This window comes from Loktanella sp. 3ANDIMAR09 (assembly GCF_001420005.1).
Taxonomy (GTDB): Bacteria; Pseudomonadota; Alphaproteobacteria; order Rhodobacterales; family Rhodobacteraceae; genus Loktanella.
On sequence record NZ_LJAK01000016.1, the window covers coordinates 36,852 to 52,180 of the forward strand.

Here is a 15,329-nt window from a genome sequence, read left to right on the forward strand (position 1 = left end):
GATCACTGCACCAGCCGGATCAATTCGCAATGATGGCCCGTCAGGGCCAGCTCTCCGGCGCCCAGTTGCAGGCCGGTGGGGGCGATGATGCCGTCCACGATCCCGTCCAGCGGATCGGTCAGCGCGGTCAGGATCTGGCCGGGCAGGGCGGCCATGACGGTGTTCAGCACGGGGGCGACCAGCCCGCCCACCAGCCCTGCGTCGCCCGGTTTTACCCGCAGTTCCAGATTTTCCGCTGACAACAACTCCGCGACGGCCGTGCGCGTCAGCTGGCCCGACCCATAGGTGGCGGTGGTCCGGCCTGCGGCCAGATCGGCGCGGGTAAAGGCAATCTCTTCGACCTGCGACTGGCCCACGGTCACGCGGCTGCGCGCCTGCACGGTGATGCCCGGCACGACGAGGTCGGGCAGCAGCGGCAGGGACACCCTGATCGTCAGGTCCAGCAGGTCGGCATAATCCAGTGATGCGGGGTTGATCGTGGTGCTGTCCGAGGTGCCGCCGGGCAGCGTCCCCAGATAGAGTGCGGCCACGGATGTGCCATTGCCCGGATGCAGCGGCGTGTGGCTGGTGCGGAACCGGGCGATCACCGTATCGGGGTCCGTGCCCGTGCAGCTGATGTCGTCCAGCGTTGCGGTCGATCCGGCCAGTTCCACCATCAGCGGCAGATTGATCTCGCCTGCGCTGACGCCGGTGCCGATCAGCCCCAGCGTGCCCGCGCTCAGGCTGATGTCGGTGGTCAGCCGTGCGCTCGCGCGGTGCAGCTGGGTGCCGGCCTCGCCGATGGCGATCCAGCCCGATTGCGCAGGCGGTTCGCCCGCGACGATGCGGGCGGAAATCGCGGTCAGCCCCGGCACGTCGATATCGCTGGTCACGATGGGGTCGATCCGGGTCTGGTCCGTGCTCACCAGGCCGCGCAGCACGTCCAGGGCCGGCATTTCGATCTGGTTGAGGAAATCCACCAGCGTCAGTCCCAGATCGGTATCGGCGCTGCTGATCAGCTGGGTCATCTCGAATGGCGCGTCACTGGCGCTGTTGACCACCGGCGACAGCGCACCCCAGCCAGGTCGGGGCACCAGGTCGCGCAGGGCGCTGACGACGGCTTCGTCGGTGGCGGTGCCATCGAGGATCGCGGCCGGATTGGTATTGCTGCTGTCGATGCCCAGCACCAGATCGCCGATCCGCACCTCGGCTGCGGCCAGGTCGTTCATGTTGCCTTGGGTCAGGCCCTGCGCGGTGCCGAACCGGCGCATGATCCCGCGGTTCAGGTCCAGCCCGTCCAGCCGGGCGATATGGCTTGTCAGGCTGAAACTGGCGGCCCCCGTGCGGGTGGCCAGCGCACGACCCGTCAGGCTGACCTGCTGTTCATCGGTAAAGATCTGCGCGAAATACAGCGGCGCATCATCGGTCAGCGTGACGGCGATGGCGTTGATGCCGGGGCTGCCGGCGGGCAGGGGGGTGAACCGTTGTTCGGGCGCAATGGCGGGATTGCGCAGGAACCGGCCCGGTTGCAGGTCGGTCAGCGTGGCCGCATCCCGCCCGTTTGCCCCCAATGCGACCTCTGCCCGTGCCGTGGCGGCACTGGGATCACCCATCGCGGACATGGCGGTCAGGTCACTGGTTGCCTGCAGGTTGGCCCGTTCGCGATAAAGCGCGCCGATATCCACGCCAAAGGCCACGAAACCCAGCAGCATGGTCAGCACCAATGCAACGATGACGGCTACGGCGCCATCCTCGTCGCGGGCAAAGCGGGTCATGATCCGGTCAATAGGCGACATAGGCCCGCCCCGTCAGATCCGTCAGGCCCAGTCGCAAGAACCCGTTGGCCAGTTCCAGCAGCGATCCGTCCAGCGCATAGGTCACATTGACCGTGATGCTGGGCACACCGGTATCGACAACCGTGATGGCGGGTGTGATCGCGCTTTGGGTCAGCAGCGGATAGTGGCTGGAGGCCTCGTTGATGTAATCCTGTGCCAGTGCGGCGCGTTCGGTGCCGTTCAGCCCCGCCACCGACACGCGGGCCGCACTGGTGGCCAGCTGGTGCACCGAATGGCTGATCCCGAGGAAATATCCCACGGTGATGATCCCGAACAGCAGCGCGAACAGGATCGGCGCGATCAGCACGAATTCGATCGCGACGGCCCCGTCACGGTTGCGTATAATAGACCCTACACGAGGTTTCAGGCTCTGGTTGAATGCAGAAAACACGGGTCAGCCCCCACGCATGATGTTGTCGATGATATTCAGGACGGCAGGCCCCAGCAGCACGACGAACACCGCCGGCATGATGCAAAAGATCAGCGGCAGCGTCATCAGCACCGGCAGGCGGGCGGCCTGTTCCTCGACTGCCATCAGCCGGTTGGCGCGCTGTTCGGTGATCAGCGTGCGCATCGCACGGGCGAATGGGGTGCCGTAGGTATCGGACTGGTCCAGCGTCTGCAGGAACACGCCGACCTCGGGCAGGGGAATGCGGGCGTTGAACCGGTCATAGGCGCCGCGTCGGTTGTTGGTCATGCCCATTTCGGACACCATCTGCAGCACGTCGCGGGCGAGTTCGGGTTCGGCCACCGCCAGTTCGCGCGCGACCCGGTGCAGCGCGGGCTGCGGACCCAGACCCGCCTCGGAGGAGATCACCAGCAGTTCCAGCATATCGGGAAAGCCCTGGCGGATGCGGGCCAGACGCTTGCGCCGGCGCTGGTCGATAAAGATGTCGACCCCCTTGGACAGGGCGAGGGCGATACCCGCAACCAACCCGCCGGGCAGGATCATGCGCGCGCCGCGCGGCCCGTCCAGCCACAGCCACAGCACGCCGACCAGCACCGCCGAGGCAGGCAGCACGGTTTTCAAAAAGGCATAGATCAGCAGCGCGTCGCGCCCGCGATACCCCGCCGAGGCCAGTTCGGCCACGGTTTCGCGCGCCTCGCCGCCCATCATCGCGGCCAGCCTCTCGCCGGTCAGCAGGACGATGCGGCGCAGGTAGGCACCGCTGTGCGACAGGCTGCCTGCGGCATGTGGCCCGCGGCGCTGGTCGCGTGCAGGACCGGACCCGGTCGCGCGCTGGATGCGGGCCGCGGTTTCGCTGTCGCGCGACTGGACGTAGATCAGCATTCCCAGCGCCGCCATCATCAGCGTGAGCCCGACAAAGGCCATCCAGAACAGGGGGGTCATCGCCTCAGACATTGAGCTTGCCCATGCGGACCATGGTCATGATCCCCAGACCGATGCTGGACACCGCGACGATGGCCATGACCTGCCCGCGCGGATCGGTGAACAGCACGCCCAGATAGGTGGGGTTCAGGAACCCGATCAGCAGCGCCACGGCAAAGGGCAGGGCGGCCAGGATCATCGCACTGGCGCGGGCCTCTGACGACAGGGCACGGGCCTTGCGGCGCAGCTGGCGGCGGTCACGCAGCTGTTTGGCCAGGTTTTCCATCGTCTCGATCAGGTTGCCGCCGGTTTCGGTCTGCAAGGCCGTGGCCACGGCAAAGAATGCGACCTCGGCCGTGGGGATGCGGCGGTTCAGCCGGTCCAGCGTATCGGGCAGGCTGTTGCCCATGCGCATCTCGTCGCGCGCGCGGGTGAATTCGCGCAGGATCGGCAGACCGCCGGTGCTGGATTCGACCACGATGGTCAGCGAATCCGCAACCGGCCGGCCGGCCCGCAGGCCGCGGGCAAAGACGTCCAGCGCCTCTGGCAGGTCATTGGTAAAGGACTGGATGTAGCGCGCCCGCGCCACGCGCAGGACCAGCCCGCCCAGCAGCACCGGCATCGCGGCGGCCAGGATCAGGGCGGACAGCGGATGCAGGCCCAGCACCAATGCGCCCAGGCCGTAGACCGCCACGGCGACCAGACTGCCCTGGATCATCGCCTGGCGCACGGTCATTTCCAGGCCCGCGCGGGCCATCTGGCGGGCCAGTCTGGCGCTCAGCTCGCTGGGGGGCGTGTCGGATGCGGCCTTGCGCTTGGCCGCGCGCATGGTTTCTTCGACCTGCATGCCGCCCGTGTCGGGACGCGCGCGCAGCAACCGGTCCAGATGGCGCCTGCGCAGCCGGTCGGCCATGATGACCGCGACCAGCGCCAGCACCGCATAGACCACGAAACCGCCCAGAAACGTCAGGATGAGTGTCGGCATGGTTCAGCCCCCAAGCACCGCATCAAGTTCTGCGGACACCCCGTAATCGGCGGCGCGGGTGGCGAATTTGGGGCGATATCCCGAATAAACGTAGCGTCCCTTCACTTCGGTGCGGGTGCTGTCGGGATCGGGCACAAAGGCAAAGAGTTCCTGCAGGGTGATGGAATCGCCCTCCAGCCCCGCGATTTCGGAAATCGAGGTGATCCGGCGTTTGCCGTCACGCATCCGGCTGACCTGCACGATCAGGTTCACCGCATCCACCAGCTGGCGGCGCACCACGCCGCCACCGGGGGCAAAACCGGCAAGGGCGGCCATGCTCTCGACCCGGGTCAGCGCCTCGCGCGGGGAATTGGCGTGCAGCGTCGACATCGACCCGTCGTGGCCGGTGTTCATCGCCTGCATCAGGTCCAGCACCTCGTCACCACGGATTTCGCCGATGATGATGCGGTCAGGACGCATCCGCAGGGCATTGCGCACCAGCGTGCGCATCGTGACCTCGCCCGTGCCTTCGACGTTGGGGGGGCGGGTCTCGAACCGGACGACATGGGGCTGCTGGAACCGCAGTTCGGCCGCGTCCTCGATGGTGACGACGCGCTCGCCCTCGGGGATGAATTGCGACATGGCGTTCATCAGCGTGGTTTTGCCCGATCCGGTGCCGCCGGACACCAGGATGTTCAGACGCAGGAATGCGGCCAGTTCCAGAAAGCCCGCCATCTGCGGCGACAGGCTGCCGCCCTTGACCAGCCGGGACAGTTGCACGGGGGCCGCGGGGAACTTGCGGATCGTGATGGTGGCCCCGTCGATCGCCAGCGGCGGCACGGTCACGTTGACCCGGCTGCCGTCCTTGAGGCGGGCATCCACCATCGGCTGCGCCTCGTCGATGCGGCGCCCGACGGCAGCGACGATGCGGGTGGCGATGGCCACCACATGGGCGTTGTCACGAAAGGTGATGCCGGTCAGTTCCAGCTTGCCATGGCGTTCGACAAAGATCTGGTGCGGCCCGTTGACCATGATATCGCTGATGTCGGGATCGGCCAGGAGCGGCTCCAGCGGGCCCAGACCCAGCATATCCGCCAGCACGATGCCGACCAGGTCGGTGATGTCCTGACCATTCAGATGAAGTTTCCGCCGTTCCGACATCTGCCGGATCGCCTCGCGGATCATCTTGTCCTGTTCGTCGCGGGGCAAGCTGGCCATATCCGCGAAATCGGCGGTGTTGGACATGTCGGCGATGACCATGTTGGACAGTGCCATCATGTCGTTGCCCGACTGGGTGGTCCTTATGGCGGCGGGTGCCGGTTTTGCGGATTGCGCAGCAGTCGGGTTTTGCGCCGCGGGGGCGTTGGCCCGCAGGGTCTGGCGCGGCGCGGGCGCGGGGTCCGCCACGGGCTGGGCTGCGGGGGCCGGGGTCGGGGCCTCGCCTGCCTCTTCGGTCAGGATGCGGGTCGCCTCGGTCAGGATCTGGCGTTGCAGCGCCAGCGGCCAGGGCGCTTCGGCGGTGTCGACCAGATGCGAAATCGCGGCATTCACCCGGTCCTGATGCGCCAGCCCCTCGGCGTCGATCCGGCGGCACAGGTCCAGGACCTGCGTCACCGCATTGCGCAGCGACGGTTGGGCAAGGTGGAGTGTCATCCGAACATCCGCTTGAGCAGCGATGCGCGTGCGGGGGTATCCTGGGCTGGGGCCGTGCCGATCATGGACCACAGGTCACGGACGGCACGGGCGTAGGGGCTGCGCGGGGCTGCGTCGATCAGCGTGCCGGCGACGCGATGCGCCTGCAGGACGGCCTTGTCGCAGCGGGGCAGGGTGGCGGCGATATCCAGGCCGATGCTGCGGCCCATGTCGCGCGCGGTCAGCCCCGCATCGCGGCGCAGGTCCGACAGGACCGGCAGGATGCGCAGGTCGGGGGCATCCTCGCGCAGGGTCTGGATCATGCGGGCGGCGGCGTTCACCCCGCCGTAGCCACCGGGCACCACCATGACCAGCGTATCCAGCGCCTGCAGCAGGGCGCCGTCACGCAGCAGCGTGCCACGGGGCATGTCCAGCACGGTGGTCGCGAATTCCGATTGCAGGACAGAGATCAGGCCGGGCAGGCCTTCTTCGAGGATCGCGACGTCCTGGGTCAGGCGGATGTGATGACTATAAAGCGACAGCTGCGGCCCCAGGGTGGCCATGGTGGCCGACAGAAAGGTCCCGTCGACCCGGTCGGGGCTGCGCAGCGCATCGATGAACCCCGGCGTGTGATCGTGGTCGAGGTCCAGCGCCTGTGCACCGAACCGCAGGTCGGCATCGATCAGGGCCGTGCGCATGTTGGCGCCGCGCGGATTGGCGGCATGCACGGCCAGGTTCCGGGCCAGCAGGCTGGCACCGACGCCGCCGTTGCTGCCGGTCACCGCGATGCAGGGACGGCGGCTGGCGGGGGGCGTGACATCATTGGCGGGCGGGCGGCGCTGGATCGCGAGGATCTCGTCCGCGGTCACCGGAAAGGCGAAATATTCCAGCGCACCGGCCTGTCGCAACGCGCGGTAGGTGCCGATATCATCGGCCCGGCCCAGCACGATCACCTCGGCCCCCGTGGCGCGCAACTCGGTCACGCAGTCGCAGGCCATGTCGACGGGGATATTGCCCATCTCTGTCAGCAGGGTCTGTGCGATGGGCGCGCCCGAGCAGAGACGCGCCGCACCGCTCAGACCGCCACCCCGCAGGGCGCTGTCGTCGCCGCCCGACCGTTCCACCGCCCTGCGCGCGACATCGGCCCCTTCGTCGGTGCAGACGTAGGCGGCAAGGGGCATGGTGTCGGAAGGGGGGCGGGTCATCGCAGTGATCCTGATACAGAGAGGGACAAAAGAGGCAGGGACGGTGCGCCGGTTGGCCCGGCGGCACCGGTCTCTTTGTTTCAGCTGCTGGGTCCGGCAGCTGCTGCCTCGGCGGCATCATTCGCGTTTGTCAGTGCAGTGCTCATCGTGCTGAAACCTCGGTTGGTCTCGGTGCCCAGCGTGGTAACAGTGCCGACGATCACGGCACCGATCAGGGCGGCGAACAGGCCGTATTCGATGGCGGTCGCGCCGTCCTCGTCACGAACGAAGGTGCGGATGGTCTTGGAGAGGAGGTTACGTGCCAGGGTCATGATAGTCTCTTTCAGAGTTATTATGGATCGGGAGTGATCCGGGACGCCCTGAGATCTGGCAGCCCCGGCCGTGCTGCGAAATCGTCCGATGGGGCGAGTTGCGGGACACCCGCCCAAGGTCAGAACCGCCTCAGACCAAGGTATGAGTTGCATCATCCCAAGGTATGATCGGTTCAAGGCGCAATCAGGGCAGGGTCCTACAGCACCAGATTCGCGCGCCATCCCGGTGCTGCGCTGCGGCATGCACGCGGCCCGAGTGCGGTCCCGCAAGATCGCAAAACGGCGCGTGCCAGCGGTTTTGTCGAATCGCACTCTGGCCCATTGTCGCAATGACAGCACCGCTGCAGACCCATGTGGCCGCAGCATATGACATAATCATCATTAACAGAACATTTACGCCCGCAAGGACGCGGCCCCGCTCTGCCGGGGATCCGCGCCATGTTGCGCGGGTCAGACGACCTGCAGTTCGGGCAGGCGCGTCTTGAAATAATCGACCGTGCGGCGCAGCCCTTCGGTCAGTTTGACCTCCGGGTCCCAGTCCAGCGTCGTCTTGGCCAGCGTGATGTCGGGGCGGCGCTGCTTGGGGTCGTCTTGCGGCAGGTCCATGAATTCCAGTCTGGACTTCGATCCGGTCAGCGCAAGCACCTGTTCGGCCAGTTCCAGCATGGTGAATTCCCCCGGATTCCCGAGGTTCATCGGTCCGGTCACGTCCGGCCCGGTGGCCATCAGGCGGATGAAGCCTTCGACCAGATCGTCGACATAGCAGAACGACCGCGTCTGCTGACCGTCGCCATAGATCGTGATCGGCTGGCCCAAGAGCGCCTGCACGATGAAATTCGACACCACCCGCCCGTCGGCGTGGTGCATCCGCGGCCCGTAGGTGTTGAAAATCCGCGCCACCTTGATGTCCAGACCGTGCTGGCGGTGATAATCGAAAAACAGCGTCTCGGCGCAGCGTTTGCCCTCGTCATAGCAGGACCGGATCCCGATGGGATTGACGTTGCCCCAATAGCCCTCTGGCTGCGGGTGCACCGACGGGTCGCCGTAAACCTCTGATGTGGAGGCCTGAAAGATCTTGCATTTCAGGCGTTTTGCCAGACCCAGCATGTTGATGGCACCATGCACGGATGTTTTCGTCGTCTGCACCGGATCGTGCTGGTAATGCACGGGGGATGCCGGACAGGCGAGGTTGTAGATCTCGTCGACCTCCACATAGAGCGGCAGGGTCACGTCATGGCGGATCAGCTCGAACCGGGCATGGTTGTGCAGGTGATCGACGTTGCGCTTGGTGCCGGTGAACAGGTTGTCGACGCAGATGATCTCGTGGCCCTGTTCCAGCAGGCGGTCGATCAGGTGCGAGCCGACAAAACCGGCCCCACCGGTGACCAGAATGCGTTTGCGGCTGTCATAAAGGCGGGCCATGCGGAAATCCTTTTGCGTCAAAATAATCGGTGTCGGCGTCTCTATAATCACAGGCGTGTGACTTGCACAGCGCAGGATGCGTTCAGATGCGACGGTGGTTGCGCCAGCGCCAGATCCGGTGCGCGATCCGGTCCTGTGGGGCGTAGGCGAAATCGGTCTGCGGGGCGATCGTGATCTCGCGCGCGGGCGTGGCAGGCAGTGCCGCCAGCCGGTCGGTGTAGATCTGATAGGGGTGGTATGTGGTCAGGATCTGCCGCCGGGCGCGGGCCAGCCCCTCCTGGACGCGGGCATACATGTCATTTGCGATGGCGGTTTCGATCCGGTCGATGCAGCTCTGGGGGTCCGCAATGTCGATGCCCAGGATCGTGGCCGGGTCAAAAGAGCGCCCGATATCGGGTGCGCCCCAATAGACCGGCACGCAATTGGCCACATAGGCGTCGATGATCTTTTCGGTCCAATAGCCGGGCCAGGCCCCGTTTTCGAGACAGATGTGATACTTGTGATCGCGCAGGGCGGTGATCTTGGGGGCGGTCAGATCGTTGATGCCGCGCCCCCACCAGTCCAGCCGGTCGCCGAAATGCGCCTTGAGCCGGTGCATCAGCGCCAGACGTTGCCGGTGGCCGGGCGTGTCGGTCTTGGCCGACACCACGGCCGAAATCAGCCGGGGCTTGTCGGTGAACCGCGTGGGTGCGATGTCGTCATGGGGCACCTCGACGAACCAGTGATGCGCACCCGGCTCCAGCCTGCGCCCCGGGTGGCGCACCCGTGTGTCATGGCAGATCACGGACGCGAATTGCGCCAGATAGCCACGCGGCAGAAAGGTGATGTCGGGCGGTTCCTTGAGGCAGATCAGCGTCCGGCCGGGTGGACAGGTCAGCCGATAGCTGCGGCTGAGCGCGCTGACGCTCTGGTGGACCACGACCCCGTCGAAATGCCCGCCATCGGGGTTCACCACGAATTCGGCGTCGCCCCAGCGTGGCTGCCCCGAGGGCGTCAGGTAGGGCTGGAAATACCGCACGAATTTCAGCGCATTGTCCGGCAGCAGATAGGCGATCTTCATGGTGGGCCCCGACGGCGGCTGATGCGGCATGCAGGTTGCCGACAGGCAACGTCCGCCGCAAGAGTGCCCTTCGCCCGTGGAATTGCAATGGCGGCTCTTTTCTACCCGGGTCTTTTCGGGATAGCTGTGCACCCGTTGACACGGACCAGGTCCGACATTGCATTTACGCCCGCGCAGGCTGGCCCCGCAGGGGGTCGCCCGCTGAAAGAACCGATTTGGACATGACAGAGACCCCGACCCCGGCCTTGCGGCAGATCGTCTTGGAAAACGGGCGGACGGACAGCCATTACTGGCGCGATATCTGGTCCTACCGCGAATTGTTCTTTGTGCTGGCCTGGCGCGACATCGCCGTGCGCTACAAGCAAAGCGCGCTGGGGGCGGCCTGGGCCGTGGTGCGCCCGGTCATGGCGATGATCGTGTTCACCTTCATCTTTGGCCGGATCGCGAACCTGCCCAGCGTGGGTGACGCCCCCTACCCGATCATGGTCTATGCCGGCATGCTGCCCTGGTTTTTGATGTCCACGATCCTGGGCGATGCCTCGCAGAGTCTCGTGGGCAGCGCCAACATGATCAGCAAGATCTACTATCCGCGCCTGATCACCCCTGCGGCCAGTTCGATCGTGTCGCTTGTGGATTTTCTGATTTCCTTCTGCGTGCTGCTGATCCTGATGCTGATCTTCTGGTATCCGCCCAGCTGGCACATCGTGTTCCTGCCGGTTTTCGTGGTCTATGCGGTGGCGGTGGCCTTTGGGCCTGCGCTCTATCTGGCGTCACTCAACGTGCGTTACCGGGACTTCCGGTTCATCGTGCCCTTTGTCGTGCAACTTGGCCTTTATGTCTCGCCCGTGGGCTTTTCCAGCGACGTGGTGCCGGATCAATGGCGCCTTCTTTACAGTCTGAACCCGGCGGTGTCGGTCATCGACGGGTTCCGCTGGTGCATCCTGGGCGGCGAGGCTGTGATCTACTGGCCCGGTTTCGTGCTGGGGCTGGGTGTGACGGCTGTCCTGATGTTCCTCGGCCTGCGCGCCTTTCGGCGCACGGAACGCAGCTTTGCGGATTATATCTGATGACGGACACGATGATTTCCGTGCGCGGCCTGGGCAAGCGTTACCTGATCGGCCACGACACCCAGCGCGCGACCACCCTGCGCGAGGGGCTGGCCCAGACGGCCGCCACCCTGAAGCGCAACCTGGGCCGCACCCTGCGCGGCGAACAGCTGCTGGCGGGTGACAGCGTCGAGGAATTCTGGGCGCTGCGTGATCTGGAATTCGACGTCAAACGCGGCGATATCGTCGGCGTCGTGGGCGCCAATGGGGCGGGCAAATCGACCCTGCTCAAGGTCTTGTCACGGATTACCGAACCGACCGAGGGGCAGGCGCGCATCACCGGGCGCATGGCCAGCCTGCTCGAGGTCGGGACCGGGTTTCACCCCGAACTGACAGGCCGCGAGAATATCTTTCTCAACGGGGCGATCCTCGGCATGAGCCGGGCCGAGATCCGCGCCAAGCTGGACGAGATCGTGGATTTCTCCGGCGTGGAAAAATTCCTTGATACCCCCGTCAAACGCTATTCCAGCGGCATGTCCGTCCGGCTGGCCTTTTCGGTGGCCGCCCACCTGGAACCCGAAATCCTGGTGGTGGACGAGGTGCTGGCCGTAGGCGATGCCGCATTCCAGCGCAAATCCCTGGGCAAGATGGAACAGGTGTCACAAGAGGGACGCACGGTGCTGATCGTCAGCCACAACCAGGGATCGCTGCGCAACCTGTGCAAGACCGGCATCCTGCTGCAAAAGGGCCGCCTGACCATGACCGGCACCATCGACGAGGTGCTGACCTGCTATGCGGGCGACCATGACAGCAACTCCAGCGCGATCACCGACAGCGGGCGCGACGGGGCTGCCTTTACCAGCCTGCGCATCGAAAGCCCGGCCAATCAGCTGCGCGGCGCTGTCTGCGGTGCCCCTTGCGATATCGTGCTGGGCTACCGCACCGACCCCGAACGGGTGAAATCGCTCAGTTTCCGGATCGGGGTGCTGGATGCCTATGGCAACCGGCTCACACAGCTGGCGTCGGAGGATTTCGGCAAGACCTACGCCAGCACCCCGACCGGCGAGGTCCGGATCCACCTCGACCGTCTGCCGCTGGCGGCGGGGCGCTATACGCTGAACCTGAACATGCGGCTGGACGGCAACCGGCTGCATCATCTGGCCAATGCCGCCGCACTCGATGTCGAACAGGGCGATTACCTGGGCACCGGCACCCTCAGCGGCAACACCCAGGTCGGGCCGGTGATCATCGACCATAGCTGGAGTTGAGACCGGCGATGGCGCGCAGTTTGAAATCATGGCTCTTTGGTCACGGCATTTCACTCAGCGTGCTGCGACCGGGCCAGCGCGCGCGGCTGCTGGGCCAGACCGACAGCCGGGCCAGCGATGTCTATCTGTGTTCCTTTCCACGTTCGGGCAACACATGGACCCGGATGATCGTGGCCTTTGTGCTGGACCCGGCGCTGGATGACGTGGATCTGGATGTGATCGACAGGCTGGTGCCGCGCAGCCGCGAGGCGGACCACAGCCCGACCACCCCGCGGGTGCTGAAAAACCACGCCCCCGCCTTTGATCTGTTTCCGCGCGTGATCTACAACGTGCGCGACGGGCGCGACGTGACCCTGTCGAACCATGCCTACGACTCAAAAACTATCGGCTATACCGGCGACCGGCTGACCTATATCGCGGACCGGGCCGGACGGCCCTTTGGCCTGTGGCACGACCATGTCCGGCAGGCGCTGGCCTATCAGCGCCGCTACCCCGACCGGTTCCTGATGCTGCGCTACGAGGATCTGCGCCGCGATCCCGCGGCCCAGATCCGCCGCGTGGCGGACTTTCTGGGCAAATCCGTCACTGATGCCCGCATTGCCCGGATCATCGCGCTGACCGATCTGGACCGGCAACGCGCGCGGGCCACCAGCGACGACCCGCGCAAGGCCCATACCTTGCAAACCGGCGCGGTCGGTGGCTGGCGCGACCGCATGACCCCCGACGAGATCAGGCTGTTCGAGGCCCTCTCTGCCCCTGAACTGACGCTGCTGGGCTATCCGCTCAGCACCGATCCGCAAGAGGGGGCATGATGGTTGCAGTCGCATACATGGCACGGGCGGTTCGTGTGCGTCATGTGGAGTCTTGTGTTGCGATGGCGGGTGCGCGTGACCGGCCCCGGCCGGCTGGTGGTCGTGGCCCATGTGTGCGTCGCGGCCGCCCCAATGCCCGCATCACCCTGTCGGATGGTCTGCTGCATCTGGGCGCGCGCTGGCCGCATTTCGCGGCCCTGCCTTGCGTGCTCAAGCTTGACTCAGGCGCTGCGATCACGGTGAAGGGGCGGTTTCGGCTGCATACGGGGTTCGTCTGCGCGCTGGCACCGGGGGCGCGGCTGACGCTGGGGTCTGGCTACATGAATTATCGCGGCACCATCGATTGTTTTGCGGATATCCGCATCGGTGACCGGGTCGCCATCGGACCTGACGTGGTGATCCGCGATTCCGACAATCACGCTCTGGCGGGGCGCGGCCCTGCGACGGCGCCTGTGGTGATCGGGGATGACGTCTGGATCGGACAGCGTGCGATGATCCTCAAGGGGGTGACCATCGGTGACGGGGCTGTTGTCGCGGCGGGCGCTGTGGTCACCCGTGATGTAGCACCGCGCAGCCTGGTCGGCGGTGTGCCGGCCCGGGTGCTGCGCACAGGGGTCCAGTGGCAATGACCAGCGCCCCCGATATCACCCATGCGCTGGCCGCGTTGCGCCCGGCGGGGGCGATCGCGCCGCCGCCCGCGCTGCTGGATCGCACTGCGCTGGATGTGCCGCTGGCGGACCCGGATGCAGTGGGTCACTGGGCCGGACAGGTCCTTGCAGGGCACAGCCTGCCTGATGGCCTGCGCATCGCGCTGGATCTGGACGACACGCTGCTGCACGGCAGCCAGACCTGTCCCACGCTTTGGGATCGGGGCGGCTATGCTGATCCTGCGATCGTGCCGGGCTGGCGCTATGACCGGATGCGGGTGTCATGGCGCGGGCGGTTGCACTTGCTGCGCGGGCGGCCGCGCTATGATGCCGTGGCCCGCCACCACCACCCGGCCCTGACCGCGCCGCGCATCGTGGTCAGCCCGGACCTGCCGATGCTGTCGGTGCTGGGCTGGGTGCAGGCCCGTGGCGCGGTCCTGGGTCTGGCCACGGCCAGCGCGCGCATGCGTGTCGATCTGCTGCTGGACCGCCTGCCTGCCCTGCGCGCGCTGGTGGGTCCCCGTGTCATGGCGGCCGAGGATCTGGCACGCCGCCTGACCACCGCCCCCGACGACGCGGACCCGCTGTGGTCTGCCGCGGCCCCGGCCCATGCCGCACGGCCCCTGTCGCTGGCGGCCAAGACGCCCTGGGCGCTGGCCCCGCTGTGGGACGGGGCGGGCTATGACCTGCTGGTGGACGATTCCGCTGTGACCGCCGCCTTGATGGATACCGCCGGGCTGGGCGACCGCCTGCTGCATATCCCGGGCGGTGCGCTGTCACCCGCGGCCGGATGGGCCAATGCCGCGGCCCTGCTGCGCCGTCTGGCGGGTCTGCCCACGCCGGACAGCATCCCCGCCCCGCCGCTCGTGGGCACGCTGCGGATCGAGGACCCGCTGTATTGGCCCTGCCTGCATCTGTCCGATCAGTTCGAGGATCCCGCCCATGGATAGTGTCGCCATCATCGTCATCAACCGCGACCGCCCTGATCTGACCGACGCCGTCGTGGAACAGGTCCGCGACATGGGGGCCGGGCTGGATGTGGGGCTATACGTGGTCGAGGCCGGCAGCAGCCCGCAGGGCCGGTCGCGCCATGCCACCCACAGTTTCCATGACCCGACCTACCGGGGGCGCTATTTCGCGTTCAATCAGGGGTTGGCCTTTGCCCATGCGGACCGGCCCGCCTGGGATTACTACTGGTTCGTGTGCAACGACATCGTCTTTGCCCCCGGTCAGGACACGCTGCGGCTGTTGTGGGAGGCCATGCAGACCGACCCCGCGATGGCCGCGATCGGCCCGGCAGAGCCGGAGGCCGACGATTATCAGGGCTGTTTTCCCAAACCGGGACGCCAGTGGCACAAGGCCTCGACGATCCACGGGTTGGCGATGCTGATGCGCGGCACGGCTTACCGCGAGGTCGGCTATTGCAGCCCGCGGTTCCACTATTCCCAGGGGGCCGGGACCGAATTCGCCTATAACGTCTACCGCGCGGGCTGGTTTCTGGCCTATTCGGATGTGGCGACACTCTATCATGCGCCGGGTGGCAGCACCTACGGTCAGGTTGTGCCGCTGTCGCGCCATGAATACCAGCGCCGCGCGCGCAATTTCGCCGCAAAAGAACTGCGCCGCCGCTACGGTCCCAACTGGGACGAGGTGTTCACCGCCGTGCTGCCGCCGGATGTCGAGGACAATACCTTTCCCTGGCAGAAACAGGTCTGGGAAACCAGGTTGCGCCGCAACTACAAGGCCGATTTCCCCCGTTTCTTTCGCGCGGGCTCGCGCGTCAAACAGGCCCTGCGCCGCCTGATCGGACGTGGCTGA

Annotated in this window: 15 protein-coding genes; 6 read left to right on the plus strand and 9 right to left on the minus strand. The window is 66.2% G+C overall.

Annotation, left to right across the window (positions count from 1 at the left end):
- Positions 1-2: 2 nt before the first annotated feature.
- From AN189_RS16890 to AN189_RS16930, 9 genes are all read right to left on the minus strand, one after another.
- Positions 3-1,754 (minus strand): TadG family pilus assembly protein, encoded by a 1,752-nt coding sequence (locus AN189_RS16890; RefSeq protein WP_056038720.1) that lies wholly within the window; start codon positions 1,752-1,754, stop codon positions 3-5.
- 7 nt (positions 1,755-1,761) lie between these two features.
- A complete protein-coding gene (locus AN189_RS16895) occupies positions 1,762-2,205 on the minus strand; it encodes a TadE/TadG family type IV pilus assembly protein (RefSeq protein WP_083484475.1) in 444 nt (147 codons plus the stop codon).
- A 3-nt stretch (positions 2,206-2,208) separates the two neighbouring features.
- Positions 2,209-3,177: a type II secretion system F family protein gene (locus tag AN189_RS16900; RefSeq protein ID WP_056038726.1), complete on the minus strand. Its 969-nt coding sequence runs from the start codon at positions 3,175-3,177 to the stop codon at positions 2,209-2,211.
- Complete coding sequence (locus AN189_RS16905) at positions 3,170-4,129, minus strand: type II secretion system F family protein (protein WP_056038729.1); 960 nt, start codon at positions 4,127-4,129, stop codon at positions 3,170-3,172. Before AN189_RS16905 ends, AN189_RS16900 begins: the two co-directional genes overlap by 8 nt.
- 3 nt (positions 4,130-4,132) lie before the next feature.
- Entirely contained in the window at positions 4,133-5,761 is a 1,629-nt protein-coding gene (locus tag AN189_RS16910) for a CpaF family protein (RefSeq protein ID WP_083484476.1), read from the minus strand.
- Entirely contained in the window at positions 5,758-6,945 is a 1,188-nt protein-coding gene (locus AN189_RS16915) for a hypothetical protein (RefSeq protein WP_056038732.1), read from the minus strand. The genes AN189_RS16910 and AN189_RS16915 overlap by 4 nt, the downstream gene beginning before the upstream one ends.
- 80 nt (positions 6,946-7,025) lie before the next feature.
- Positions 7,026-7,256 (minus strand): Flp family type IVb pilin, encoded by a 231-nt coding sequence (locus AN189_RS16920; protein ID WP_056038735.1) that lies wholly within the window; start codon positions 7,254-7,256, stop codon positions 7,026-7,028.
- A gap of 450 nt (positions 7,257-7,706) precedes the next feature.
- The gene (locus tag AN189_RS16925; RefSeq protein ID WP_056038820.1) at positions 7,707-8,678 is read right to left on the minus strand and encodes a UDP-glucuronic acid decarboxylase family protein; all 972 of its coding nucleotides are present in this window, start codon (positions 8,676-8,678) and stop codon (positions 7,707-7,709) included.
- Between the two features lie 82 nt (positions 8,679-8,760).
- Complete coding sequence (locus AN189_RS16930) at positions 8,761-9,738, minus strand: glycosyltransferase family 10 (protein WP_056038736.1); 978 nt, start codon at positions 9,736-9,738, stop codon at positions 8,761-8,763.
- A 221-nt stretch (positions 9,739-9,959) separates the two neighbouring features.
- Here AN189_RS16930 and AN189_RS16935 point away from each other — a divergent pair, with 221 nt between their 5' ends.
- From AN189_RS16935 to AN189_RS16960, 6 genes are read left to right on the plus strand one after another with little or no spacing between them, the layout of a single operon-like run.
- Positions 9,960-10,805 (plus strand): ABC transporter permease, encoded by an 846-nt coding sequence (locus AN189_RS16935; RefSeq protein WP_056038739.1) that lies wholly within the window; start codon positions 9,960-9,962, stop codon positions 10,803-10,805.
- Positions 10,805-12,052 carry an ABC transporter ATP-binding protein gene (locus tag AN189_RS16940; protein WP_056038741.1) on the plus strand — a complete coding sequence of 416 codons (1,248 nt, stop codon included), beginning with the start codon at positions 10,805-10,807 and terminating at the stop codon, positions 12,050-12,052. Before AN189_RS16935 ends, AN189_RS16940 begins: the two co-directional genes overlap by 1 nt.
- Before the next feature lie 8 nt (positions 12,053-12,060).
- Positions 12,061-12,864 carry a sulfotransferase domain-containing protein gene (locus tag AN189_RS16945; protein ID WP_056038744.1) on the plus strand — a complete coding sequence of 268 codons (804 nt, stop codon included), beginning with the start codon at positions 12,061-12,063 and terminating at the stop codon, positions 12,862-12,864.
- 17 nt (positions 12,865-12,881) lie between these two features.
- Positions 12,882-13,493, plus strand: coding sequence for a DapH/DapD/GlmU-related protein (locus tag AN189_RS19690; RefSeq protein ID WP_301281466.1), 612 nt, complete (start codon positions 12,882-12,884; stop codon positions 13,491-13,493).
- Positions 13,490-14,461 carry a hypothetical protein gene (locus AN189_RS16955; RefSeq protein WP_056038747.1) on the plus strand — a complete coding sequence of 324 codons (972 nt, stop codon included), beginning with the start codon at positions 13,490-13,492 and terminating at the stop codon, positions 14,459-14,461. The genes AN189_RS19690 and AN189_RS16955 overlap by 4 nt, the downstream gene beginning before the upstream one ends.
- Complete coding sequence (locus tag AN189_RS16960; RefSeq protein ID WP_056038750.1) at positions 14,454-15,329, plus strand: glycosyltransferase family 2 protein; 876 nt, start codon at positions 14,454-14,456, stop codon at positions 15,327-15,329. Before AN189_RS16955 ends, AN189_RS16960 begins: the two co-directional genes overlap by 8 nt.

Bases quoted from the DNA above. Each gene is read 5' to 3' on its own strand.
- AN189_RS16890 (WP_056038720.1), bottom strand. From the start codon at position 1,754: ATGACCCGCTTTGCCCGCGACGAGGATGGCGCCGTAGCCGTCATCGTT.
- AN189_RS16900 (WP_056038726.1), bottom strand. From the start codon at position 3,177: ATGTCTGAGGCGATGACCCCCCTGTTCTGGATGGCCTTTGTCGGGCTC.
- AN189_RS16905 (WP_056038729.1), bottom strand. From the start codon at position 4,129: ATGCCGACACTCATCCTGACGTTTCTGGGCGGTTTCGTGGTCTATGCG.
- AN189_RS16910 (WP_083484476.1), bottom strand. From the start codon at position 5,761: ATGACACTCCACCTTGCCCAACCGTCGCTGCGCAATGCGGTGACGCAG.
- AN189_RS16915 (WP_056038732.1), bottom strand. From the start codon at position 6,945: ATGACCCGCCCCCCTTCCGACACCATGCCCCTTGCCGCCTACGTCTGC.
- AN189_RS16920 (WP_056038735.1), bottom strand. From the start codon at position 7,256: ATGACCCTGGCACGTAACCTCCTCTCCAAGACCATCCGCACCTTCGTT.
- AN189_RS16925 (WP_056038820.1), bottom strand. From the start codon at position 8,678: ATGGCCCGCCTTTATGACAGCCGCAAACGCATTCTGGTCACCGGTGGG.
- AN189_RS16930 (WP_056038736.1), bottom strand. From the start codon at position 9,738: ATGAAGATCGCCTATCTGCTGCCGGACAATGCGCTGAAATTCGTGCGG.
- AN189_RS16935 (WP_056038739.1), top strand. From the start codon at position 9,960: ATGACAGAGACCCCGACCCCGGCCTTGCGGCAGATCGTCTTGGAAAAC.
- AN189_RS16940 (WP_056038741.1), top strand. From the start codon at position 10,805: ATGACGGACACGATGATTTCCGTGCGCGGCCTGGGCAAGCGTTACCTG.
- AN189_RS16945 (WP_056038744.1), top strand. From the start codon at position 12,061: ATGGCGCGCAGTTTGAAATCATGGCTCTTTGGTCACGGCATTTCACTC.
- AN189_RS19690 (WP_301281466.1), top strand. From the start codon at position 12,882: ATGGCACGGGCGGTTCGTGTGCGTCATGTGGAGTCTTGTGTTGCGATG.
- AN189_RS16955 (WP_056038747.1), top strand. From the start codon at position 13,490: ATGACCAGCGCCCCCGATATCACCCATGCGCTGGCCGCGTTGCGCCCG.
- AN189_RS16960 (WP_056038750.1), top strand. From the start codon at position 14,454: ATGGATAGTGTCGCCATCATCGTCATCAACCGCGACCGCCCTGATCTG.